This is a genomic window from Streptococcus sanguinis, from assembly GCF_050223295.1.
Taxonomy (GTDB): Bacteria; Bacillota; Bacilli; order Lactobacillales; family Streptococcaceae; genus Streptococcus; species Streptococcus sanguinis_X.
Window position 1 is genome coordinate 1,507,169 of the sequence record NZ_CP071424.1, and the last position, 23,264, is coordinate 1,530,432.

The 23,264-nt window shown below is 39.0% G+C and carries 18 protein-coding genes; 3 read left to right on the plus strand and 15 right to left on the minus strand.

What is annotated here, in order from left to right:
• Nucleotides 1-28: 28 nt before the first annotated feature.
• From hisC to J1C77_RS07445, 10 genes are all read right to left on the minus strand, one after another.
• Nucleotides 29-1,087, minus strand: a complete 1,059-nt coding sequence (gene hisC, locus J1C77_RS07400; protein ID WP_002920869.1) for a histidinol-phosphate transaminase — start codon at nt 1,085-1,087, stop codon at nt 29-31.
• A gap of 472 nt (nt 1,088-1,559) precedes the next feature.
• The gene (locus J1C77_RS07405) at nt 1,560-1,865 is read right to left on the minus strand and encodes a DUF4298 domain-containing protein (RefSeq protein WP_002920867.1); all 306 of its coding nucleotides are present in this window, start codon (nt 1,863-1,865) and stop codon (nt 1,560-1,562) included.
• 33 nt (nt 1,866-1,898) lie between these two features.
• Nucleotides 1,899-5,573, minus strand: a complete 3,675-nt coding sequence (gene addA / locus J1C77_RS07410; protein WP_002920859.1) for a helicase-exonuclease AddAB subunit AddA — start codon at nt 5,571-5,573, stop codon at nt 1,899-1,901.
• Nucleotides 5,570-8,851: an ATP-dependent nuclease subunit B gene (gene rexB, locus J1C77_RS07415; protein WP_002920857.1), complete on the minus strand. Its 3,282-nt coding sequence runs from the start codon at nt 8,849-8,851 to the stop codon at nt 5,570-5,572. The genes addA and rexB overlap by 4 nt, the downstream gene beginning before the upstream one ends.
• A 201-nt stretch (nt 8,852-9,052) precedes the next feature.
• Nucleotides 9,053-9,364 (minus strand): hypothetical protein, encoded by a 312-nt coding sequence (locus tag J1C77_RS07420; protein WP_002895124.1) that lies wholly within the window; start codon nt 9,362-9,364, stop codon nt 9,053-9,055.
• 46 nt (nt 9,365-9,410) lie between these two features.
• Nucleotides 9,411-10,256 carry a DUF4300 family protein gene (locus J1C77_RS07425; RefSeq protein ID WP_002920855.1) on the minus strand — a complete coding sequence of 282 codons (846 nt, stop codon included), beginning with the start codon at nt 10,254-10,256 and terminating at the stop codon, nt 9,411-9,413.
• A gap of 2 nt (nt 10,257-10,258) precedes the next feature.
• On the minus strand, nt 10,259-10,831 hold the full coding sequence (locus J1C77_RS07430) for a ClbS/DfsB family four-helix bundle protein (protein WP_002920854.1): 573 nt from the start codon (nt 10,829-10,831) through the stop codon (nt 10,259-10,261).
• Nucleotides 10,832-10,889: 58 nt separating this feature from the next.
• A complete protein-coding gene (locus tag J1C77_RS07435) occupies nt 10,890-11,387 on the minus strand; it encodes a hypothetical protein (protein WP_042763175.1) in 498 nt (165 codons plus the stop codon).
• Between the two features lie 86 nt (nt 11,388-11,473).
• Nucleotides 11,474-13,240 (minus strand): glycoside hydrolase family 13 protein, encoded by a 1,767-nt coding sequence (locus J1C77_RS07440; RefSeq protein ID WP_002920852.1) that lies wholly within the window; start codon nt 13,238-13,240, stop codon nt 11,474-11,476.
• A 366-nt stretch (nt 13,241-13,606) separates the two neighbouring features.
• Entirely contained in the window at nt 13,607-14,197 is a 591-nt protein-coding gene (locus J1C77_RS07445; protein WP_002920850.1) for a type 1 glutamine amidotransferase family protein, read from the minus strand.
• A gap of 70 nt (nt 14,198-14,267) precedes the next feature.
• On the opposite strand from J1C77_RS07445, the gene J1C77_RS07450 reads away from it, so the two are divergent.
• From J1C77_RS07450 to J1C77_RS07460, 3 genes are all read left to right on the plus strand, one after another.
• The gene (locus tag J1C77_RS07450) at nt 14,268-15,221 is read left to right on the plus strand and encodes a helix-turn-helix transcriptional regulator (protein WP_002920848.1); all 954 of its coding nucleotides are present in this window, start codon (nt 14,268-14,270) and stop codon (nt 15,219-15,221) included.
• Between the two features lie 503 nt (nt 15,222-15,724).
• Complete coding sequence (locus J1C77_RS07455; protein ID WP_235787762.1) at nt 15,725-16,657, plus strand: HNH endonuclease; 933 nt, start codon at nt 15,725-15,727, stop codon at nt 16,655-16,657.
• A 4-nt stretch (nt 16,658-16,661) separates the two neighbouring features.
• Entirely contained in the window at nt 16,662-18,521 is a 1,860-nt protein-coding gene (locus J1C77_RS07460) for an AAA family ATPase (RefSeq protein WP_049547870.1), read from the plus strand.
• 63 nt (nt 18,522-18,584) lie between these two features.
• On the opposite strand, the gene J1C77_RS07465 is transcribed toward J1C77_RS07460, so the two are convergent.
• From J1C77_RS07465 to J1C77_RS07485, 5 genes are all read right to left on the minus strand, one after another.
• A complete protein-coding gene (locus tag J1C77_RS07465; protein WP_002920844.1) occupies nt 18,585-18,704 on the minus strand; it encodes a DUF5966 family protein in 120 nt (39 codons plus the stop codon).
• A gap of 502 nt (nt 18,705-19,206) precedes the next feature.
• Complete coding sequence (gene gggC, locus J1C77_RS07470; RefSeq protein ID WP_002920843.1) at nt 19,207-20,832, minus strand: streptosactin export ABC transporter GggC; 1,626 nt, start codon at nt 20,830-20,832, stop codon at nt 19,207-19,209.
• A gap of 168 nt (nt 20,833-21,000) precedes the next feature.
• Entirely contained in the window at nt 21,001-21,582 is a 582-nt protein-coding gene (locus tag J1C77_RS07475) for an ABC transporter permease (RefSeq protein WP_002912794.1), read from the minus strand.
• Nucleotides 21,575-22,315, minus strand: a complete 741-nt coding sequence (locus J1C77_RS07480) for an ABC transporter permease (protein ID WP_427195058.1) — start codon at nt 22,313-22,315, stop codon at nt 21,575-21,577. Before J1C77_RS07480 ends, J1C77_RS07475 begins: the two co-directional genes overlap by 8 nt.
• Nucleotides 22,305-23,204 carry an ABC transporter ATP-binding protein gene (locus J1C77_RS07485; protein ID WP_002920839.1) on the minus strand — a complete coding sequence of 300 codons (900 nt, stop codon included), beginning with the start codon at nt 23,202-23,204 and terminating at the stop codon, nt 22,305-22,307. The genes J1C77_RS07480 and J1C77_RS07485 overlap by 11 nt, the downstream gene beginning before the upstream one ends.
• Between the last annotated feature and the right edge of the window lie 60 nt (nt 23,205-23,264).

Sequence of the window (23,264 nt, forward strand, 5' to 3'; positions counted from 1 at the left end):
TTACACTGGCTGGCTTTGAGTCAAACTCTCAGATGCTGCAAATTTCCTTGATAGCTGCCAAGACTGCTTCCATCTCCTCTCGCTGTCCGATAGAGATGCGCAGGAAGTCTTTGATTCGTTCTGCTTTTGGAAAATACCGCACATAAATCCGACGCTCCTCTAGCTGCTGGAAAAGCTCTGTTGCAGAAATTTTAGTAGGCTGGGCTAGGACAAAGTTAGTCTGACTGGGCAGGACTTGAAAATCCAGCGCAGCCAATTCCCCAGCAAACCAATCTCGGGTCTCTTGTATGTATCTGCCGGTCTCCCGATAATAATCCCAATCTTCCACTGCCGCAAGAGCTAAGCGCTCTGCTAACATATCCACTGAGTAAGGATTGATGGAGTCCTTAACAGCTTTCATGACAGCTATTAAGTCTGGATGACCGATGCCGTAGCCCACCCGCAGACCAGCCAAAGCAGCATCCTTGGAAAAGGTCCGTGCGATAAAGAGGTTGGGATAAGTGTCAAGCAAAGGCAGGGCAGATTGACCGCCAAAGTGAATATAGGCCTCATCCACCACCACGACCACATCCTGATTGGATGCTAGAATTTCCTCCAACTGATCCAGCGGCAGATAGATCCCCGTCGGGGCATTGGGATTGGCTAGGATAATGCCACCATTGTCTCCAAAATAGTCGGACGGATGGACCTCAAAACCATCTGTCAGTGGGATTTCTCGAAAAGGCACGTGGTAAAGATCCGCCCAGACCTTGTAAAAACCATAGGTCAAGTCCGGAAATAAGACCGACTCGCCGCTGTTAAAGAAAGCCAGGAAAGCCATGGACAAGATGTCGTCGCTCCCGTTACCAATAATGAGCTGGTCGGGCGATACACCCAAGTTTGCCGCCAAAGCCTGACAGAGCTCCGCCTGATCCAAACTGGAATAATTGCGCAACTCCTGGGCATCAAAGTTCTGCAGGGTTTCTGCCACCTTAGGACTCGGTCCATAAGCATTTTCATTGGTATTGAGCTTAATCATGTCTGGCTCATTGGGCTGTTGCCCCGCTACATAGGGATTGATCTGCCTGAGACCTTTTAGCTTAACCATCTTGCCACCTCTCTTTCACACACTAACCATTATCTGACTCTGATTATCTTTTAGAACTTCTAAAAAATTGAAGACGAAATTTACCGCTTTGCTAAAGGAAAATAGGGGAAGCTTCCGAGTTCAATATAATAAAAAGCCCTCGCAAAAAAACTTTGCAAGGACGTTGACACGCGGTTCCACCTTTATTCGGACCTCAGTCGCCTGAGGACCCTCTGGGAGTACGAGACTCCAGATTGATAACGGCAATCAGCCGTCGGACACTAGTCTCAGACTGCTGACTGATTTCGCATCCGCACTCAAGAATGTGTCGTCTAAGGATTGCGCACCGTCTCACCATTAGGCACTCTCTGTTTCTTGTCTTAGACTTTTTCTCTCATCGCTTTCAATTATTGTTGAATATTCTACATGAATTTTTATTAAAAAGCAAGAGGAAAATTGAAAAAAATTAAATATTTTTTTCTTTCTAAATGTATTAATGCTCTTTCAGCATAGAGCTGGACAAATCCAACAGGTTAATCGCTGTTTCAAAATGATCCCCCATCAGGTCATAGACAGCATCTTCGCTTAAGACGCCGCAAGCTATATTTTCAGGGAAATCAGGTCCATTCGAGAACTCTAAATCATCAAAAAATTTCTGACCAGTATAGTAGTCTCTCAGCTGGATATAATCTGACTGGCAGCGCTCCAGCTCAGCTAAAGCTTCCTGGGCTCTTGCCAATACCTGAGAATATTTATTCAGGTGCTTTTCCATTTTTTGAATGCGTTCTAACTGTTCCACAGGATTCCTTCCTTTCTGAACACGACAAACTAATCAGTCAACCTGAACCACCTGAAGCTGCTCACCGCCTAGCAGAATCAAATATTTTTCAATCTGCGAAATGCCATAAGAGCGGCTGAGAGCTTGAGCATATAAGTCTAGCTGACCGCGGTAGCGAGCAATCAACTCAGATGGGGCCTTGTATTTATCCGTCTTGTAGTCAAAGAGAATGATTCGGTCCTCAAAAAGCAGGTAACCATCCAAAATACCCCGCAAAACAAACTCCTGACCGCTGTCCTCATCTTGCTTGAGCATGGCAAATGGTGCTTCTCGACGAACTCTGTCACTGTTCTCAATCAAGAGGAGTCCCAAATCCGTCTCGAAGAAAGATGCAATCTTAGGCAGCTGAATCTGCTTTTTGACTGCGTCATCGGCCTGAACCTGAGCTAAAGCAGAACGAAGTACAGCCATGCTGGGCCTGTTATCTAAAGGAATCCGCTGCATAAGCTCATGAACAGCACTGCCGACTTGAGCCCCAGTTACTTTGGCTTTCTTGCCAAAATCAGGCAAGTCAAAGTTAGGCTGAGGCCGAAAAGCTGCTCGCTCATCCATGATATCCAGGCCATCCGTATCCATGATTGGCTCATAAAACTTCTTAATCTGGCTTGGAGTTCGCACACTAGGCAGCTCAATGGCAGAGCGGTACTGGCTATTCAGTCGGTCCACGCTTTCCAAAATATCCAGAGCCCGACGGATATCATCCGACTGACGATTATCTGCCAAATCATCCGCTGGAAAGAGCACAGGCTCATTAATTCGCCCTATCTCTTCAGCAGTTAGCTCTTCATCAGTGACAAAACGGGTCTCGTAGGCAAGATTCTCATCGGAAAAAACAGCCTGAATAGCATAGAGCCAGTCTTGGAAATTACTGAGCTGGCTGCGCAGGCTGGCAGACAAACGCCCTTGTTGGCTCTTGCCCCACTGACGCTTGTCCAAGGCCTCTTGACTGCCCTTGCCGACCAAATAAAGCTTGGTTTCAGCCCGCGTCATGGCCACATAAAGCAAGCGCATTTGCTCAGACAGACTAGCCAACTGCAGCTCCGCTAAGTTCTGCTGATAAGGCAGCGTATCCATAGAAATACGCAGCTGATTCGGCGCATAGGGGTCTTCCACAGACACCGATACATCCGCTACATACTTGATACCAACTCCCTTGGTCCGGCTAAGGATAATAGCAGAGCTGCTATCCTGACGGTTGAAGGCCTTGTCCATATTGAGCAGGAAGACATACTTGAACTCCAGCCCTTTACTCTTATGAATGGTCATGAGACGAACGGCGTCCTTAGGTGCTGCCACTGGCACACTGGCCAGATCATGCTGATTTTCTAAGATACGGTCTATCATCCCAATAAAGCGAGACAAACCTTTAAAGCTAGACTTTTCATACTCATTGGCCCGCAAAGAGAGGGCATAGAGATTGGCCTGTCTCTGGGCACCATTGGCCAGAGTCCCCACCATGTCATAGTAGAAACGATCCTGATAGATCTTCCAAATCAAATCATACAGGGAATGTGTCTTGGAATAGGTCCGCCAGCCTTGCAGAGTCTCATGGAAATGCTGCAGCTTTTTCTGCAGTTCCTGGGTGACTAAAGCAGGGTTCAAACCTCTTCCTTCAAGGGCATTGAGCAATTTTTCATAAAGATTTTCTTGAGAACGCTCTTGACTGGCCTGCAGGGACAGCCGAGCCAGCTCGTCCTCACCAAAGTCAAACATAGGAGACTTGAGAAGGGCGGTCAGGGCATAGTCATTCAGAGGATTATTGATGGTCCGCAGGGTGTCTAGCATGACCAATACCTCTACTGACTGCAGATAGTTTGCGGCGCCATCATCTGGTACCAGCGGAATCTGGTGCTGCTCAAAGGCAGCTAAAATCAAATCATTGCGGGTTCTGGATGCTGTCAGCAGCGTAATATCTTTAAAAGCCACTCCTTCTTCATTGTGCAGGCGGATGATTTCCTTGATGACTAGGTCCACTTCCCCAGCTGATACTGCCTGTGGCAAGCCTTCATCAGCCTCCTCTTCCGGACTCTCCTTGGAGCCTTCATAGATTAAGAAGGAAGCGCGGTTAGCTGGATTAGGCTCACGTTTAGCTGGATTGCCAGCCACCAGATAGTGGGTTTCATTGTAGTCAATTTCCCCAACTTCTTCATCCATCAGGCGTTTAAAAACATCGTTGGTCGCTTCCAGCACCTCAAGATGACTGCGGAAATTTTCCTTAAGGACGATTAGCTTGCCCTGGCTGCTATCCTCTTGATAAGCCTTAAACTTATCACTGAAAATCTGCGGATCCGCTTGACGGAAACGGTAGATAGACTGCTTAATATCGCCCACCATAAAGCGATTTTGGCCCCTAGAAAGCAAGTCCAGCATGCGCTCCTGCGTGTGGTTGGTATCCTGATACTCATCCACCATGACCTCATGGTAGCGTTCCTGATAAAAGCGACGCACCTCTGGAAAAGTCTCTAAAATCTCAATAGCAAAATGGCTGATGTCACCAAATTCAAAGGCATTTTCTACTTTCTTACGCTCCAAATAAGCCTGTGCAAAGTCCGCCACAAAATCCCGCAGAAGCTCAACCAGAGGTAGACATTCATCCTGATGCTGCTCGATAAAGTCCAGTTGATAAAGCTGCTGGTCAAAGCTTCGCAGCCGCTCAATCATAGGCTTCCTGGCTTCATTGTAGTCCTTGGCCATTTCTTTTTTGAGCTCGTCTGCATTCTTGCCAACCCGAGCTGTAAAGGCTTGACCATTGGACAGTTGGGAAAGTGCCACGATCTGCTTGAGAATCTGAGCTGTTTCTTCTATCGAGGATAGTTCATTCAGGCCTGCTAAGACATTCAGAGCATCTTGGACATTTTCCTGATATTTAGCACCTATAAATTCTCTTCCTTCATGCTCCAGATGGGCAGAAAAGAAAGCTTCCAGCTCCCAAAGGGCTGATTTGATTTGGTCAAATACCCGCTCTCTTTCTGCTGCAAAGTCGCTGTGCTCATAGCCATAGAGGAAGGTTTCTTCCAGCCAGCGCTGAGGACTGCTAGTTGACTGCAGAAAGCTGTAAATCCGATAAACTTGCTCTCGGAAACCTGATAAATCCTTGCGCTTACCAGTAAAGTTCTTTACCAAACGGCTAAACAAAGCCTGACGCTCGCTGTCATAGTAACGATCAAACACTTGACTGAAAACTTCATTTTGCAGAATCAGCTGCTCACTGGCAGACTGGAGAATCCGAAAATTCGGTGCCAAACCAAGCAGGTAACCATAGCGACTAAGCACTTTCTGGGTAAAGGCGTCCATAGTACCAATATCGGCATTTGGCAAGTCAGCTAATTGCTGGGCCAAATGTTGCTTGAGTTCAGGACTCTCGGCCTCTTTCAAGGCCTGCCCCAGTTCCTTCTCCAGCCTCTCTTTTAGCTCGCCTGCCGCCTTGACGGTAAATGTTGAGATAAAGAGCTGGCTGACAGCAACACCTCTAAGAATCTGGTCGATAATCCGCTGGACCATGACAAAAGTCTTACCCGAGCCGGCCGAAGCGGAAACCAGAATATTCTGGCCAGAGGAGTAGATGGCCTCAATCTGCTCTGCTGTCTTTTTCTGTGGCTTGTCCGAAGCCGCTTCTTGGACTTGCTTAAGAGTAATTTCTTCTGCAGTTAAAAAAGGAATTCTCTTCATTTTTCCAGCTCCTCCCTCATCTTTTCTAGCCAGGCCTGGCGCAACTTCTCACCAGTCGGCCGCCTATCAAACTTGCTTGTATCCAACTTTTCTAGCTGCCGAGCCTGTCCCAAATGGAGATTGGCTTCAAAGCCTGTAATGGCCTTAAACTGCTCTACATAAGGAGCAATGCTGCGCCCATTCTCTGTATAAGGATTGACTGCAAAATGACCTGATAGAATGCCTTCTGCAGCTTTTTTATAAAGGTAAGCATTGTAAGTCAGGAGCAAGTCCAACTCCTCCTGGCTCAGCAAGTTGGTCTTATTTTTCTCATAGAGCGGACCAAGCTCCTTGACAGCATCAGCCACAAAAAGTCCTTTGTACTGCAATGGCTTCATAGACTGACTGACTGCATCCGCCAAGGTCTTGGTATCTTTAAGCGCCACAATCGGATCGGTCATCTGCAAATACATGGCACCAAATGTTCCCTTATCCTCTTGATAGTCTGCTAACTCTTCAATCGCTGCCAGATAGGTCGGCAGCTGAGAATTCAGTCCATTAAAGAACTTTTCAAAGCTGAACTTAATATCGCCAGACTTATAGTCCACCACTCCCAGACTCTCGGTCTTGGTCAAACGGTCAATTCGGTCCACCTTACCTCTCACGGTCACTGCTCTGCCATTTTCCAAGATTAGGAAAGGCTTAGAAGCAGAACCAAAGCCTGTCTCCTCACCAATGGTCTCGATCCCGCTTGGATGAGCCAGCACCCGGCCGGTCGCCCGCGCTGTATCTAGCAAGAGCTGGCGCGCAAAACGGGTCTGTCCTGACTCACTGTAGATACTCTCAAACTCGGCCTCTCGGCTGGTCTCTTCCATAGCCTGCGCTAAACGCCGGTCAAAATCAGCTGACGAATCATCCTGCAGGACCTTTTCAAAGATCCGATGGAGGAAAATCCCATGACTGCGAGCATCTGGATGAATGGTCCACTCTTCCTGCAGGCGCAGAACATACTTTAGAAAATAAGCATACTGATGCCGGAAATATTCGTTTAAAGCAGAGGCTGAAAGTCGGAGAGGCTGATTTTTTGGATAAAGGGCTTGCAGTGTTTCCGGTTGCAGAGACTCCGTTTTCAGTTCCTTGCTGATTTGCGGAATGCTGATGCCTTCTGCTGCCAATTTCTTGCGGAGAACCCGCACAGCCACCGCCCAAAAAGTCTGCTCCTCTGCTGTCCACTCTCGGTCAATCTCCTCTTGGTGGAGCTCAATGATTTGAGACAAGAGAGCTCGGTAGCTGCCAATATCGTCACTAGAAGCCTGAGGCTTTTTGACAATGATGGGCAAGGAAAGTGGAGCTGCAGTCAATTCCAGTAGATAGGTCGACATGCTGTCCTCTACTTCATTGACCAAGGCTGGCGCAGACAAGACCAGCTCTTTGGTAGCAGAATTCATCAGCGACAGGGCTGTGTAGCGATTCTTCTTGAGATTTTCTGAGCTGGCAATCTGCAGTTCCGCCTGAGAATCCGTTGCATCATTGAGCCGAGCCCGGTCTTCATCACTAAGCAGACTCTTGTTTTGCGCGATTTTCGGGAAACGCTCTTGGGTCAGTCCAATCGCGTAGACGTAAGGAGCTGCTAAAGGCTCTATCAGGTCATAAGACTGGACCTTGACCACATCTACCGTCGCTGGTACCGTCCGATAATTGGACAAAAGCATACCCGACAGAATCAAGGCAAGAAAATCATCCAGTTTGACCTTGCTATCTGCAAAAACCTGAGCAAACTGCTCTAAGACATGGCTGAAAGCCTTCCAGACTTCCTCATGGCGCTCCTGCTCCTGCTGACTTGCTCCCTGTAGCAGAGCCGTCAAATTATCAGACAAACGGGCTGCTTGGACGAAATCCGTAAACTTAGCTAAGAGCCCCGACGCCGTCTGGCTGCGGGATTTGAAAAAGTCTTGCAATGGAGACATAACCCGACGACGAATATGATTGAGACGGTCTAGGTCAAATTTCCCTTGGCTATTGGCGGTGAAATCTTTGGCTAGCTTGGCTGATCCCTTGATATCCGCAAAGCGCAGATATTGCTCAAAATGATCCAGCTCTTCCTGAGTCAAACCTCCGTAGAGCCCCGTCTTTAAGAGATTGAGCAGGTCTTCCAGTTGGAAGTTATAGCGCTTGAGCCGCTCCAAGGACTCGACAAACTGGACCAGCGGATGCTGAGCCATCGACTCACTCCGCCCCAGATAGTAGGGAATCTGATATTGGTCAAAAATGGTCTTGAGCTGAAGCTGGTAGGCTTCCACATCTCCCAAAAGCAGGCGAATATCCTTATAACGCGCCCCATCATGAACCCGCTGTCGGATGGACTTAGCCACATACTCCAGCTCTTCTTTCTGGTTCATAGTAGCCCAGATTTGAAGCTGCGAGCGGTCTGTCTCACTAAGACTAACCGTTGATTCTGAAAAGTCATAACGACTCTCTAAGATCTTAGAAATCCGTCCAAAGGCATCTTCTGCTTCTGCATGAGAGATATAGTCAGGCTTGACTTGATAGTCCTCGGCTAGCTTTCTCAAAAAATCCACGCTGGCCTGATAGAGATTGCCCTCACGAAAGGCTGCTCGATAGGCTTTTTGGCTGGCATAGGTCCCAATGACAATCTCCACACCTTTCCGATGCAGAAGACCGACTAAGTATTCCTCTTCGGCAGAAAAACGAGTAAAGCCATCAATGACCAGGGCTAAATTCTTCAACTCCTCATCCGTATCACCAGACAGAATATGCTGGGCAAAAGCAGCAATCTGAGAAGACGAATCAAAATCGCCCTTATTCAGAGCAGCAGTCACCGCTGTAAAAATCTTGACCAGATCCTCCCGCTTCTCAGGATCCTCGAGAAATTCCAGATCCGCAAAGGACATCTGGGCAGTCTGCAGTTCATGATAAAGATCCATCAATTGCTGGATAAACTGGGCATCCTTCTTAATCCGGCCATAGACCTTAAGCTCTCCATCATCCAGCTCTGTCAAGGTCCGATAAATCAGCATTCCCAGACCAATATCGTCCAAACTCTGCCCTTTTCGAACATCATTGAGGACAAAATACCGGGCCATCTGGGCAAAGCGCGTCACTGTAATGGCAAAGGAAGCCTTGTTCTCTAGGCACTCCAAAACCGCCCGCTCCTTCTCAAAAGAAAGCGAATTTGGCGCAATATAAAAGACTCGCTTACCAGCAGCCACCAAGCTCTCAGCCTCAGCCACCAACACCTTGGTCAAAGAATGGCGAATATCTGTATAAAGTAATTTCATAGCCTGCCTTTTCCTCTAGAAAATATAGGAACATTATACCATTTTTACCGATAATTCTCATGGAGAATAGCCCCAAAGCCCAATTAGAACTCAGCGTCCAAATAGAGCTTTAATAACTAGCCTCATCATGTCCATAAACAAACGAAAAAGCCACTGCTTCCAGTGACTTCCTAAGGCTCTCACTTCTTTCAAAGTAAGAACTCATTTAATCTTATGCTTATTCATCTTTTCTTCAAAAATGCTTGTCATAATCCCGCGCAAGTCTTCTCTTTCCTTGTCAGGAAGTTCGCCTTGCTGCTTGGCTACAGCGTACAACTCAGGATATTGCTTAGCAACTCGCTCAACGGTCTTGGTCGTTGCATGCCCTCTCACAAAGAAAGGAATCCTCTTAATCCACTCTTGGGGCACGAGTGCTAGAATCTTTTTGGCAGCTTCCTTATCGGAAATTTCTGCAGTGCTGAGCCCTTGATTGATCTGCTCCTGTTCCTTTTCTGTAAAATCTTTTAATTCCATACGCTAAATCTCCCAGTTCTCTTTTCTTAATACTAACTGAAGCACACTACTTACCCTCTACCCACTTATCATTGTCCATGATAAAGGGCTTGGCCAAACCTTCCCCTGTGTAGTCCTTATATTTGGTCTGCAAGTATTTGTAGACATCTTCCTTGGTCGCAAATTTAATCGCCTGATAAGGCTCTTCAAAGGTCAGCTTTTCGATAAATAAATATCCGTCTTTATCTGGAACTAAGACGCCGACATGACCTACAAAGAGAGAATCACCGTCAAGGTTGTCATGAACAATGACAGAGAGCATTCGAGCCTTTTCATTAAACTTGAACTGTTTGAAGTATTCCTCCATCTTCTTAGCATGGACTTTGACATCTTGAGTCGCTTCAGTCTTGACTCTTGAGAATAGAATATTAAACTCTTCCTTATCCTTGGCATCAAAGAGCTTGCCCTTGTCAATCGAGTCATTATCTATGAACAAGAGTTCGTCATCTTTTTCTATTTGAGGGATGTCGATGCTATTTTTCAGCAAAGTGTAAGTATTAATCCGACAATTTGTCCCGATAAAATCGCCCTTCTTTGCCTGCCACAGAGGATTGATTTTTTCTACGTCATATTCTGTTTTGGTAAACTTAGTGAAATCGCCCGTTAATCCAGTAGAACCAACAAGTCCATTGTAGTCATTGACTAGATTGACAAAGTTATCGACACTGTCTTTATCCAAGTTGGCAGCCAACAAACTCTTAACTTCTTCGACACTCTTTTTACTGTTTAGATTTGAATAAGTCGATGTAGTTTGACTTGTTTCTTTATTTTTCTGCGAACTAGCACATGCTGCCATCCCAAAAGCTAAAGCCAGGCAGGCGCAGGACATGATTATTTTGCTGTATTTCTTCATTCTTATTTCTCTCTAATTCTTGTCTTCTGCAGACTATTTTGCTTTACATTTTTTTGATGAGCTTTCAATTTTTTCATGGCCCAGTCATAATGGCTGGAGGTAGCACTTACAAAATAGGAACCTAGTACAGTCCCTCCGACCCATTTATATACGTCTTTTGAAAATAATTCTTCATTTGTAAATGTGTCGGCTAAGTGCAAAACATCTTGATGGGACTGATGAAAGAGCCCAGTTGCCTTTTTTAGAGAAGTTTTTTGATGCTTCTTCCAAAATTCCAGATTCAACTCTCCATAAGTCTTCCAGTTATAGGGCGCAGGAAGAAAGGTCTGCTCTTGCCCCTTTTGATTGGAATGCACCCAATTCAACAAGAGCTGATGCCATTCATAGAGGTGAATCAAAACATCTCTTACATTTTTATCTCGTCTCCAATGGGCCTCTTTCTTCTTTTCATCCCGAGAAAAATCAAAGGGCGTATTTAACTCTTGATCAGACAATTTGGAAATGAGAGTTTGTAACTTCTCATAGTTTTCCTTAGCAGCTAACAACAAATCTTCTTTGGTTTTCGGTCTAGGCATAAGATTGCACTCCTTGCATCTTTCGGCTCTTGGAAATCATTTTGCTAATACTTAGCATTTATAGGATTTTCTCAATTTCCTTTGCTATTTTACTCTTTTTCAATTTCCTATGTCGAAAGTATCTCCATAAAACAGCAGGATTTAAGCTGTAGGACAATTGCAATAGAAAGTAATTTACCCACTCTATAAGAGCAAACATCCAAATCGAAAAAGAAATGATAAACGTGGAAAATTCTCCGTGATTCAATAATATCACAAAAATTCCCGAAGCTAGTAAAATAAAATCCAATTTCTTCAATATCTTGTAAATCTGTCTCGTATACTTTTCAGCAAATCCTGGATTGGAAATCCTCTTGATTAAAATCCACCAAAAAATGGAACCTTGTATCAAGATAAAAGTTAGGAGAAACAAGGAGAAGGAAATAGAAATGAAGGCTTCGGTAGTAAAGATCCACTTTTTAAGCAGGAAAAAATTCATCCAAAATACTAAAACAGCGACCAACTCCCCACTAGCTAGATTAATCAACTTTTTCTTCAGAAGTTCTTTTGATTTCATCTTACACCACCATGAAAAAATTCTAACACTTTTAAAGAAGGAATTTTTAAGACCTTGTTTGTCCGAGTTCCTATGTTTCAACTTCATTACCTTTTAGACTCATCACAATAAACTACAAACCCCTTTGGTAAGATGACAAGTTGTTGGTCATCAGTTTGGCAATGGCTCACCAAATCAGCTGAATCTCTGTCTAAGAGATAATTCTCATTCGACTGATTAAAAATGGCTCGGATTACTTGACGATCATGTTGCCATTCTAAAGCCAGTACATTAGGCTCGGTTTCTTCTAGGGTAAATTTCGCATGCTGAATAATGTCCGCAACATCCTTGCGAAGCTGAATCAAGTTCTTCATAAAATTGAGCATATCATTGCTACTTGAAACCCGGTCCCAAGGCATGACCCGTCTACAATCCGGGTCCATACCTCCACCCAATTCTAGCTCGGTCCCATAATAGATACAAGGCGTCCCCCTTTGTAAAAAGAGAAAGGCGAGTGCAGATTTGACCAGCTGTATATCTCCTTTAGCTGTCGCCAAAATGCGCTCCGTATCATGCGAATCCAAGAGATTAAACATAACCTCAGAAATCTGCTGCTTGTAATACATGGACTGGCAGTTAATCTCAGATATGAATTGACTGATCTTCTTGCTCCTGCTCAAAAAGTAGTCCTTGATACTATCGGATAGAGGATAGTTCATGACCGCGTGAAACTCATCTCCATTTAACCAAGGCTGAGACGTATGCCAAACTTCTCCAAGAATATAAAGATCAGGTTTTTTAGCCAAAACGGCCTTTCGGAAATCTCGCCAGAATTGATGATCAATCTCATTAGCCACGTCCAGTCGCCACGCATCAATATCAAAATGTTCAATCCAATAGGTCGCGACGCTTAAGAGATAGTCTTTGACCTCAGGATTTGCCGTATTTAACTTAGGCATATAGCTGGCAAAGGCAAAGGTATGATAAGGCAGTTCTTTGGGATTCACGAACTTATCATTCATCACTGGGAAATCTTGAACGTGGAACCAATCTTTGTAAGGTGACTTTTCACCATGCTTGAGAACATCCTGCCATTGAGCGGATTGATCGCCAATATGATTGAAAACTGCGTCTAGCATGACCTTCATGCCACGCAGATGAGCTTGCTCCACCAGTTGACGGAAAGTCTCCTTGTCCCCAAAGTGTCGATCAATTTCAAAGTAATCTGTTGTATTGTACTTGTGATTACTCGGAGATTCAAAGATGGGACAGAGGTAAAGCCCTGTAATCCCTAAGTCTTGCAAATAATCCAGATGATTAATAATCCCTTGTAAATCCCCACCAAAGAAATCACTACTTTTAGGTCTGATTGACGAATCCCAATCTAGAGCTCCTTCTGGTGAAATTCCAGCATTTCCATTGGCAAATCGTTCTGGAAAAATCTGATACCAGACTGTTTTTGAAACCCAGTCAGGAACCTGGCAACCATCTATTTCGTGAATATAAGGGAGTTTAAAGCCATTGCCTTCTAAAGAAAGGTTTTCTGGACTATTGTCAGCGAAACCTTTATCTCCATACAAGATGCTTTGACCTTCTTTATCCTTAAGCTCAAACAGATACTGGAGCCTAGCAAAGCGCACAGAAACAGCTACTTGCCAATAATCAAATAAGGCATCAGAGGTCACTTTGACCATCTCTTTCACATCTTCATAAGAATCCTCAAGAAAAATAAAAGGATCCCCATAGTGCAAAACTATTTTCTCTACATCATCTTTCTTAGTCCTAATTCTGATATGCACTTGACCTTCTTTATAAAGATAAGCGTACTCCGACTCCGGTCTATGATAAATGGCTGTTAATTCCATACTTTTCATCTCCTAGATTTCTCTGATTAAACTCATCGCAACTTTATGCAAACGATTCCATAGTCTAGCCCTAGTATACTATTTTAAAAAAATGATTGCAAGCTATTGGGAATAAAAGGTATAGCAGAGAATATTAAAAAGCCTTGAGGACAAGGCTTAATATTAGTTTCTATCTTGAGATTTCATTTAATTCTATGTATAGTCGTATACTCTACTTTTACTCCACCTCATATTCCCACTAAAAGTTTCTTTAAATTGTTCTTTAGTATGATTCCGTCCATTGACTATAATGTTTCTAGCAGTACAAAAATCAGCTAATATCAACCTATTAATGTGTTCAAAAGTCTAATATTGACGGTATAATCAATAGTTTAATTAAGCAAAAGGATTTCCATATTTTTTTGAATAATCGTAAAAACCATACCTATGGAGGTAGATTGTTTTTTCTATTTCATCTTTTTCAGCATAATCAATGCTTTCAAGAATTAATTGCTCAAATTCAATTGGTGCTGTACCATTTGCAGTAACAAGGTTCTTATCTCTTACTGCTTGCTTAAATTGAAATTCATCTTTATTTGAATATTGGTCAAAAGTATTCCATAAACTCAAATCATTTCCTGTATGTTTAAAATTATTTAATAAACCATTTCTAGCCATAAAATCAACTGAACCACAAATTGCGCCGAGAATTATATTGTTGTTTAAAGTATTATTAACTAGATTAATAATATCAGAATCATCATTAGTCCAAGAGTTCCCACCAATTAGAATTAGTAAATCATATTGAGAAGGAATTTCTTCTAATAGATAGTCAACCTTTGTAGTCAAACCTCCTATAGATTTAACTTCTTTCTGAGTAGAAATTGTTTTGACAGACCATTCTTCGCTCATATTGATTGTAGAAGAAATGTAAGCAACTTCCCAGTCAGCATAGTCATTAAGCAGTAATATAAGTGCAGTTTTCATTTTCTTTACCTCTTTCTAAAAATATTATACAATTAAATTACGTCATCTTATGTCAGTATTAAGGAGTATAATGGTAAAATCAACAAGATTAATAGATATTTGGTTGTATATAAATAATCATAAAAAATTTACAACTACTGAACTTGCAAAAAAGTTTAATGTCTCCACTAGAACTATTCAAAGAGATATAGATGAATTAAGTCTTCTTGGCGTGCCTTTTTATTCTGAAGTTGGTAGAAATGGTGGTTACACTTTGTTACATCAAGAAGTGTTGCCCCCTATTTCTTTTTCAGAAGATGAAATAATTTCAATAATTCTTACCTACAAAAGCATGACACAATACAAAGATTTTCCTTACCAGTTTGAAATCGAAAGTGTCATTGCAAAATTACTTTCAAACTCTTCGGATTCTCTACTAAAAAAATTAAAACAAGCTGAAAAGTGTTTCTTTTTAAAAGTTCCTGAGAGAAATGAAAAAAATCCTTTTTTGAAAGAGATATTCAATGCTTGTCTAAATAATAAGTGTATTGAAATAATATATGATTCTTTAAAAAATACAGACAAAAAAATGCTGTCTCCAATAGGGGTCTATTCCGATAATGGTTATTGGTATTTTTGTGCAATAGATAATCAAATAATGGAAATGAGAACATATCGAGTAGATAGAATTAAATCTTTAGTTAGCAATGATAATATTCACAGCGTAAAAGAACAGATAACTATCGAAGAGGCACTAGCTAATCAAACCCAAAGTGATGAAGCAAATAAACTATTGGTCAAAATGAAAATTAATAAAAAAACAATTAGAATCTTAAATACACCAATTTTAGATTTTTCAAAAATCAAATGGGAGCAGGATAACAACTTTTGGGGTGTATACGAAGACTTATTTAGTCTAAATGAAATAGATTATTTATCATCATTATTAACTGTATATGGAGACAATGTTAAAATAATAGAACCTACAAATCTGATTGAGAAAATGAAAGAACATTTAGCAAAAGTGGTTAATTTATATGACTAATGCCTCTACAAAAATATAAGATTTTCTTAATCGTCATTACAAGTCATAAAAGAGAAAAAAGCTAATCATCTTATTTTCCAACTCACAAAAAAGAGTGGCCTCAGTCACTCCTTTCTGAAATCTATGCCTCCACCTATCTCTCCAATTTTATCACTTTATCATAGCGCTTCAAGTCCTGGCTCTATAATTTCTGTAGTGGGTAAAACCACAGTAGGAACTATGGAGTCTCTTTTGTTGTAGAAAAAAATCCCATAAGACCTATAATGAAAAGCGACCAAACCATCATTAGAAAGACTCTTATGGAACAGTTAAATTTTAACACAGGAAGTTAAAACTAATCTATATTCCCCAAAAATTCATAATTAGAAATCTAAATAAATTTTTCCCTTAATCATTACAATAAAATCTCAATCTACTTAATTGAATTTTCTTCTATGCTTCATATTTTCCAATTAATCATATATAATATATTTTAAGTAATGAATTAGGAAGGGTGAGTTATATTGATTACAATTACTCTGATGGATATTGATGAGATCAATAAGCTATGTACTAATGTTTATGAGAATATGAATAATAATTACCGAAACAACTTAAATAAATGGTGTTTAAAAAAGGTAGATCCTATATTTCAAAAAATTTTAGATAGGCCGTTATCAGATAAACCGTTTTTAGATATTATGTTGCTTTCTTATAATGAAATAGAAAAACTCACTAAATCTCCTTCAATCATAAATTTAGATTACAACTACAGCATAAAAAGTAATAAAAAACTCAAAAGCAAAACAGCTGTTTCAGTTAAAAACTATCTTATCAATAATGTTTACAATTCGATTAGCAAAGACAGTAACCGTAAGAGAATTCTATCAATAACTCGTCTATCAGTCTGCCCTTATTGTAATCGTAATTTTATGAATTCTTCCAATAATAAAAACACTTGCGAATTAGATCATTTTTGGCACAAATCACAATTTCCTATTTTCGCAGCTTCTTTTTTTAATCTGATTCCCTCCTGTCCAAGTTGTAATAGAAATAAAGGTACTCATTCGTTTTTATTATCACCATATAAAAATGAAATCTCATCAGATAGTAGAATAACTTTTAGTTGGTGGCCTTTGGAGGGGGATTTCTTGGCGAATCATAACTCTATACGCATTATTTCGGAGACTTATAATAATTATGATAATGACTATAGTTTATTAGACTTAGAGAGTTTATATCAAATACACAGTGACTTGGTCTTAGATATAATACTAAAAAAACTTTTCATACCAAGTCATTATTTAAATGAAATTAATAAAATTCTCCCATTATCGAAAAATGATATTGATAGATTATTTACTGGTGCATATACAACTGAAAAGGACTATCATAAAAGACCTCTATCAAAATTAATTTCAGATATATACGTTGAATTAAATCATTTAGAAAGGTAAAAAAATGAAACTTTTAGGATTGATTATACGTGATTATGAAAATTTAATAAGCAAGCAAATTTTTCATTTTTCAGATGAGTACACTATAAACTTCGATTGGAATGAGACAATAACAATTAATAAAAATCCACACCACATTGCCGAGTTTTATGGAGAAAATGTCACAAATATCACGGCAATTGTAGGAATAAATGGTGTTGGAAAAACATCTTTACTGAACTTTATTGGGTCTAAATTCTCAGAGCGAAAAGAATTTCTAAGGAAATACGAATACTTTATTTTCTATGAAATGGATGAATCCATTATTATTGAATTCAATAATAAACATGCAGTAAACCAAATTATATTTAATGATTATATTATAGATACAATCGATGGTCTTATTGGAGATACTCAAACTATATTTTTCAAAAAACAGGGGGATAATTACCAAATTATTTCTAGTAAGCCTGCCGGGAGCATAAACTACATTTTCAAAAAATATCACCAATATAGTTTTGGTGAAAATAATGACATAATTGACACATTATTTAGCGGCAATAACTTGATCACTAGATACTTATGTCAACCTCCTTCTAATTATAATATTATTCAAGCATTTAGATTTCTAAAAATAAATGATTTCTTCCCCTCAAATAAAATAATGAAATATAGAATTTCATATTGGTCTTATGATGAACTACGATCCTTATTAATTGAGAAAAGTATCTATGACGAAAAAATTATTACATTACTCAGTCTTTCCTCTGCGAATAGCGACAATTCTTTACCATTTCAGTTTACTAATCAAATAATTGCTTTTCTTATAAATTTAATGCTTACCTTAAAGGAAAAATATCGTTTATGGAACAAAGATATTGAAGACCTACTTCTAAATCAAATTTGTGAATATCTAACTTTGAACTTACAAAGTAATCAAATATATATTTTATATCATAAAACTGGTGAAACTTCTAAAATTTTACAAAATTATTTTAGACATGAATTTCCTCAAGAAAACATAGATAACAACTACCAAATTACTGATTTTATTAATTTTTCAATAGAAGCAATGCAATTATTATGTAAAACTTATGACCACTTAGAAGTGGATAATAACTCATTCATTATTGATTTTTCATCAGAAACAAAAGAGATTAACGATTTTCTAATGGGATATGGAAAGCTTTTGTATTGTAATACAACAAACCCTAAAGGTATCGTTGTATTTCCTGTAGATAATTTATTTTTTAAGTTACACGAACTATCATCCACAGGAGAAGAAAATTTAATTCAATTTTTAGGACAATTAATTGAATTGATTTCAAATGCTAAAAGTGGGAACCATATAATTTTAATAGATGAAATAGATGAATCGTTTCATCCCTCTTGGTCAAATAAAATGATTCAACTCTTAAGTTTATGCTGTACTTACTTTTTAGATATCGAAAATTCTTCCTATCAAAATCCAACTTTTCAGTTTATTATTACAACCCATTCCCCATTTATTTTATCTGATATAAAAAATCATAATGTGATTTCTCTAAAAGAAGTTTACGGAAAGGTGATTTCAAAGCAAGTTAATACCTTCGCTAAAAATATACAACGAATAATATATGATGAAATGGATACTAGTGATATCTATGGAACCTTTGCTCAAAGTAAGATAAATAAAATCGTAAATATTCTTAATCAAGCAAGTATCTCCAGTGAATTGATAGAAAAAACTAAGAGTGAAGTGCAAACTATCAATGAACCAATAATACGCAATAAACTCAATCAAATGTTATTAGATAGAATTTCTCCTAATGAAAAAGTTAAATTATTGATTTCTGATTTAACAGATGAAGAACTTGATTTACTCAAAAAAAGACTGAAGGAATAGTATATCAATTGGCTAGTTAATCCTAAAACAGGTCTACCTAAATTTACGGTAGAGCTGTTTTTATTATTCAATCCGACTTCTAACCACTTTTGCCACAAGACCAAATATAAGTAATACATTAAAGACAATATAGAAAGTTGTATAACCCCAAGCACCAGAACCTTTACAGTTCTTAATTGCCACTCAAACATTAAAAACACTTCACCAACATAACCAAAATTTTTAGCATACCTATCTTAGTTACACTTTGAAAAACCAACTTTAGTCGAGCTGCATGATACTTCTCTAGATTTTATTCTTCTCTAAAGTTATTCCGATTCTCACGTAGTTTTTCCTTGTTTTCTTGAAGCACCTCTATTACTCTGAGGAAATCCTGCTGCAAGGTTTCTTTGTCTCCATGGCAATTGATACATCCCTACAAAAACTAAAAAGCCACTGTTTCCAGTGACTTCATAAAATTTTTCGCTAAAAGATTTCTAGGCTTTCACCAGCAGAGCTACACACTCAACACGTCTTGACTGTTATTTCCTATACTATGAAACGAAATAAAGACCGTCTGGATATTTGAATTAAACTATTAAACGCAATTTACAAAAAAATTCTACATCTTAGATTCTTTTTCTAACTGTTCGTCTGCATTTCTTTTTGACTTAAATAGTTCAAACTCTAATTCAAGAAAATCGCTTTATTTTAAGCTTTTAAAATTATTCAGTCGTTCATTAAGTTCTTCAACATAATCTTCGTTTGACATTTTTGTACTGATATTTTCAGAACTCTCCAGTTTTATAACCATATCATAGCGCTTCAAGTCCTCTTCGCTATAGTGATGAATCACTTCCACAAGTGCTTGTGGGAGAGAGAAGAGAAGCTGGCTGATTTTCTCTTGGTTTTTTAGATCCAGATTGGCCTTGACCTCATCAGCCAGGATAAATTGGCGATTGTGATAGAGCGCGCGGGCAATTTCTAGCCGCTGCTTCTCACCACCTGACAGGGTTTGATTGCTGGGTGTTTTGCCTTGGAGAGCTTTCAAACCAGTTTGCTGCAGAATCTCTTCCATCCTTACAGAATCCAGTTCTTGTCCCAAAGCGATATTTTCCTCTAGGCTCAATCCATCAAAGACATGACTGGACTGGAGAATGTAGGCTCCTGCCTGATAAAGTTCATCCGAGCTTAGCTCTTGTCCATGGTAACGAATCCGACCTTGACTAGGCTTGATTTCCCCATAGATGAGGTTAAGTAAGGTTGTTTTCCCAGACCCGCTTTCTCCGATAATGGCAATCTTTTCCCCTTTCTCAATGGTAAGGTCGCAAGGAGCTAGAATTTCTCGACCATCACGCTCTACGCTAACTTGCCCTAGCTGGATAGGAAAGACGGAACCTTCAAGAACAGAAGGCATTGTCAACTCCTCTCCCAGCAAGTTTTGATATTTATCACAGAGAGACTTGGCTGATTTTCTAGTATTGATAAAGTAAGATAGCTCCTGAAATTGGTAGCCGATATTATGCGATACTAGATAAATCCCAACAAAGCTGGCTGCAGATAGGTAGTTATAATAGGTCATGAAACCACCAATGACAATAGGCGCAACCGAGCAAAAGGCATCAACCCCATTGATAAAGAGACTGTTTAGCGTCCGTTGCTTTTCATAGGCGATTTCTTGCTCTAAAGCCTTGTGTAGATCTTTGGAAAACAGTTTGTAAAACAAGCTTTGTCCCCGATAATGCCGTATCGGACGAGCGCCAGCAATCATATTGGTCACCTGAGAGACATAGCCTTGGTTAGCCATGGACTTCTGCTTAGCAATCGCATCCAGACGTTTGGAACCTATGCTACTACAAAGAACAGGTATCGAATAAAAAATGATAAAGAGCAAGCCGAGATAAAAATTAGTCCAGAGTGCATAACAAATAGAGACGGTTGTAAATCCCAAAGAAGAAATGATAATGACAGTCGGCTCAATATAGTTATCTTCTAGCTGTTTCACATCATTTTCCAGGTCGGACAAAACCTCTTCATCCGCTATCCGACGGCTATATAAGAAAGTCTGAAAGATAGCCTGCTTAATCCCCGACTTGAAGTCCGTCAGCACTCGTGCATAGTAATAGCGTTTCCCTGCCAAACCCAGCAAGAGAATCAAATTCCCCACAATCCCCCAAATCAAGACCTGCCACAGCAAATGCAACTGGTGATTGGTAAAACTAGAGACAATATACTGAATCAAAGCTGGTGTAATGACAGCCTCCAGCCAAGTAATCATAATCGCAACGAAATAGAAGAATAAATACTTTTTAGTTACATAAGATCTAAGCATAGCGTATAAACCTCCTGAAGTTATTTACCAACTTAGATGGTCGTTTTTTTCTCTAGACGGGGATAAAATAGGAGCCTGAATATTTGAATGAAACCATTAAACGTAAGCCTACTTTATAATCTTTCAGAGAAAGACTTAAAAACTAGTTCGAAGCATATCAATTTACTTTTATTTTTTATTCAAAAATATATCCAACACATCTGCATAGCTAACAAAGGGAGCAGGAAATACTAGTCCAGAATAAAATAACATTATGGTATTAAATAAATTCAATAGGACGGATACTCGTTTAAAGCGTTCTGTTAACTTAATTGCCATGGTATATAAGACAAAAAATACAGCATAATTAAGTATTGACATCAAAATCAAATCCACTAAATGTAATGAGGGCATAAAAAATTTTCCATTAAAAAACAGATGCGATAGAACGATTGAAATCAAAAAAATGAGTGTCGACCAAATAAAATAAGTTGTTGATCTAGCAATATAAATCATCATTGGTGTCCGTCTAGTTGTTTTGATATTTGTATATTGATTAGTGCGAATTTCAAATTCCAACTCCTCATTAGCAAGCAATATCACATTAGTTATAGAATAATAAATAAAAAAATAGAGTAGGTTTATCGGTTTATCACTATTGAAAATAATAATGATTCCTGTAATAAAAATCATCGAATAAATCACTTCGCAAATACTATCAAACGTGTATCGAACTCTATAATTAAAATATCTTCTTAATTCACTAAACATGGAAAAGGCTCCCCCTTTTTTTAGCAATGTTCAATAAAGTGAAAAATAGGAAAGTTCCAACTGACCAATATACTGCACAATAAACTATAATTAAAGAAACACTCTGATAGGACGGAGAAATAATAAAATTCCTCAAGGCATAGTAAGGGAAAAGCTTTCCTATAAAGCCAAATAAACCACCTAGCGGTGTTAGTATACCAGTAAAATACAGCATGAAATAAGAAATTAACGATGTAATGCTAGAAGTACGATTAAAAATGAAGCAGAGACTTGATAGGCAAAAACCCAAACCATATATGCTAATAATAGTTAGCATACATGCAGCGAAGCTTGCAACTAACTTTAAGATACTATCCGGAAAATCAATATCATTTAACGTGGATAAAACGATGAATATAGGTATAGCTTTAACTAGATCCACCAATATCTGAACCATAATTTTAAACATTAATACATGAAAAACACTCTTACTACTCTGGATTACACTAATCAAAGTTCTATCATAAAGGTCATCCTCAATAAAAAAAGTTGGATGCGTAATACTATGACTCGTAAAATACCAAGTAAATAATAAACATAACAATAAAAATTTACTTTGTGTATTTTTAAAATATTGAAGATAAGCCGAAACCATTATCAAAATTCCAAAATTTGAAAAAAATAAATTAAATTTAAACTGCATCATCTCCTGCAGCTGTCTCTTTAACTCCCTTCTTATTTCTTTAATCATCATTGATAACCTCATACAATATTTCTTCGATGCTTTCTTCAACTTCTTCAAAAAATATCATCTCAAAATTATTAAAGATATTATTTTTTACCTGACTATCTTTCACTTCAACAATCAATCTTTTATTTTCTACTTGATAAGATAAATCAGGAAACAGTCTCTCAAAAGCATCTTTATCAGAGTTTGAAATACCAATTCTATATTTAACCCACCTAGTATTTTTCCCAAAGATTTCTGAGAAACTACCTTGCTGTATTATTCTCCCGCTACGCATGATACAAATTCTTGTTGATATTTCTTTTGCAAAATAGATATCATGAGTCGTCATGAGAACAATGGTTCCTTTTTCTTGGCTGAGAGTTAGTAACAATTTCGCAAACTGCTTTTTGGCAATGACATCCAGACCATTGGTTGGTTCATCTAAACACAATACTTTTGGCTTACAAAGTAATGCAATAATCAAAGACAATTTTTGTCTCGTTCCTTGTGACAATTCGGACACCAATACATCAACATAGGGATGGAAAGCTAGTTTATTAAATAAATCCTCCAATTCTTCCTTAACCTGACCACGCGAACTTTTATTCAAATGTAAAAAGTAATCAATATTTTGATTTGCCGTCAGATATTCGTAGTAGCCTCTACCGCTTTCTAGTACGAGCTTGACATTGTTATGAATATCTTTCGAAGTATTCTTACTGCCAAAAACAAATACATCACCTGCATCTTGTAACATTAAGCCAGAGATAATTTTTATGAAAGTTGATTTACCCGCACCATTGGTGCCCACTATAGAAACAATCTCTCCTGAATGCGATCCAAAGCTAGGAATGTCCAATACAACTTTACCACGAAAATTTTTCTTTAGATTGCTTATAATAATTTCATTCATACTCGCATTAACCTATTTCGATTACTAATACTTACACTGCCAAAAATTTAAAAACAAGGA

What these genes read in the sequence shown, in the direction of transcription:
- J1C77_RS07480 (WP_427195058.1), bottom strand. Translation starts at nt 22,315, where the DNA reads ATGATGATTAAAGAAATAAGAAGGGAGTTAAAGAGACAGCTGCAGGAG.
- J1C77_RS07425 (WP_002920855.1), bottom strand. Translation starts at nt 10,256, where the DNA reads ATGAAGAAATACAGCAAAATAATCATGTCCTGCGCCTGCCTGGCTTTA.
- J1C77_RS07420 (WP_002895124.1), bottom strand. Translation starts at nt 9,364, where the DNA reads ATGGAATTAAAAGATTTTACAGAAAAGGAACAGGAGCAGATCAATCAA.
- addA (WP_002920859.1), bottom strand. Translation starts at nt 5,573, where the DNA reads ATGAAGAGAATTCCTTTTTTAACTGCAGAAGAAATTACTCTTAAGCAA.
- J1C77_RS07440 (WP_002920852.1), bottom strand. Translation starts at nt 13,240, where the DNA reads ATGAAAAGTATGGAATTAACAGCCATTTATCATAGACCGGAGTCGGAG.
- J1C77_RS07475 (WP_002912794.1), bottom strand. Translation starts at nt 21,582, where the DNA reads ATGTTTAGTGAATTAAGAAGATATTTTAATTATAGAGTTCGATACACG.
- hisC (WP_002920869.1), bottom strand. Translation starts at nt 1,087, where the DNA reads ATGGTTAAGCTAAAAGGTCTCAGGCAGATCAATCCCTATGTAGCGGGG.
- gggC (WP_002920843.1), bottom strand. Translation starts at nt 20,832, where the DNA reads ATGCTTAGATCTTATGTAACTAAAAAGTATTTATTCTTCTATTTCGTT.
- J1C77_RS07450 (WP_002920848.1), top strand. Translation starts at nt 14,268, where the DNA reads ATGGTAAAATCAACAAGATTAATAGATATTTGGTTGTATATAAATAAT.
- J1C77_RS07445 (WP_002920850.1), bottom strand. Translation starts at nt 14,197, where the DNA reads ATGAAAACTGCACTTATATTACTGCTTAATGACTATGCTGACTGGGAA.
- J1C77_RS07460 (WP_049547870.1), top strand. Translation starts at nt 16,662, where the DNA reads ATGAAACTTTTAGGATTGATTATACGTGATTATGAAAATTTAATAAGC.
- J1C77_RS07485 (WP_002920839.1), bottom strand. Translation starts at nt 23,204, where the DNA reads ATGAATGAAATTATTATAAGCAATCTAAAGAAAAATTTTCGTGGTAAA.
- rexB (WP_002920857.1), bottom strand. Translation starts at nt 8,851, where the DNA reads ATGAAATTACTTTATACAGATATTCGCCATTCTTTGACCAAGGTGTTG.
- J1C77_RS07430 (WP_002920854.1), bottom strand. Translation starts at nt 10,831, where the DNA reads ATGCCTAGACCGAAAACCAAAGAAGATTTGTTGTTAGCTGCTAAGGAA.
- J1C77_RS07435 (WP_042763175.1), bottom strand. Translation starts at nt 11,387, where the DNA reads ATGAAATCAAAAGAACTTCTGAAGAAAAAGTTGATTAATCTAGCTAGT.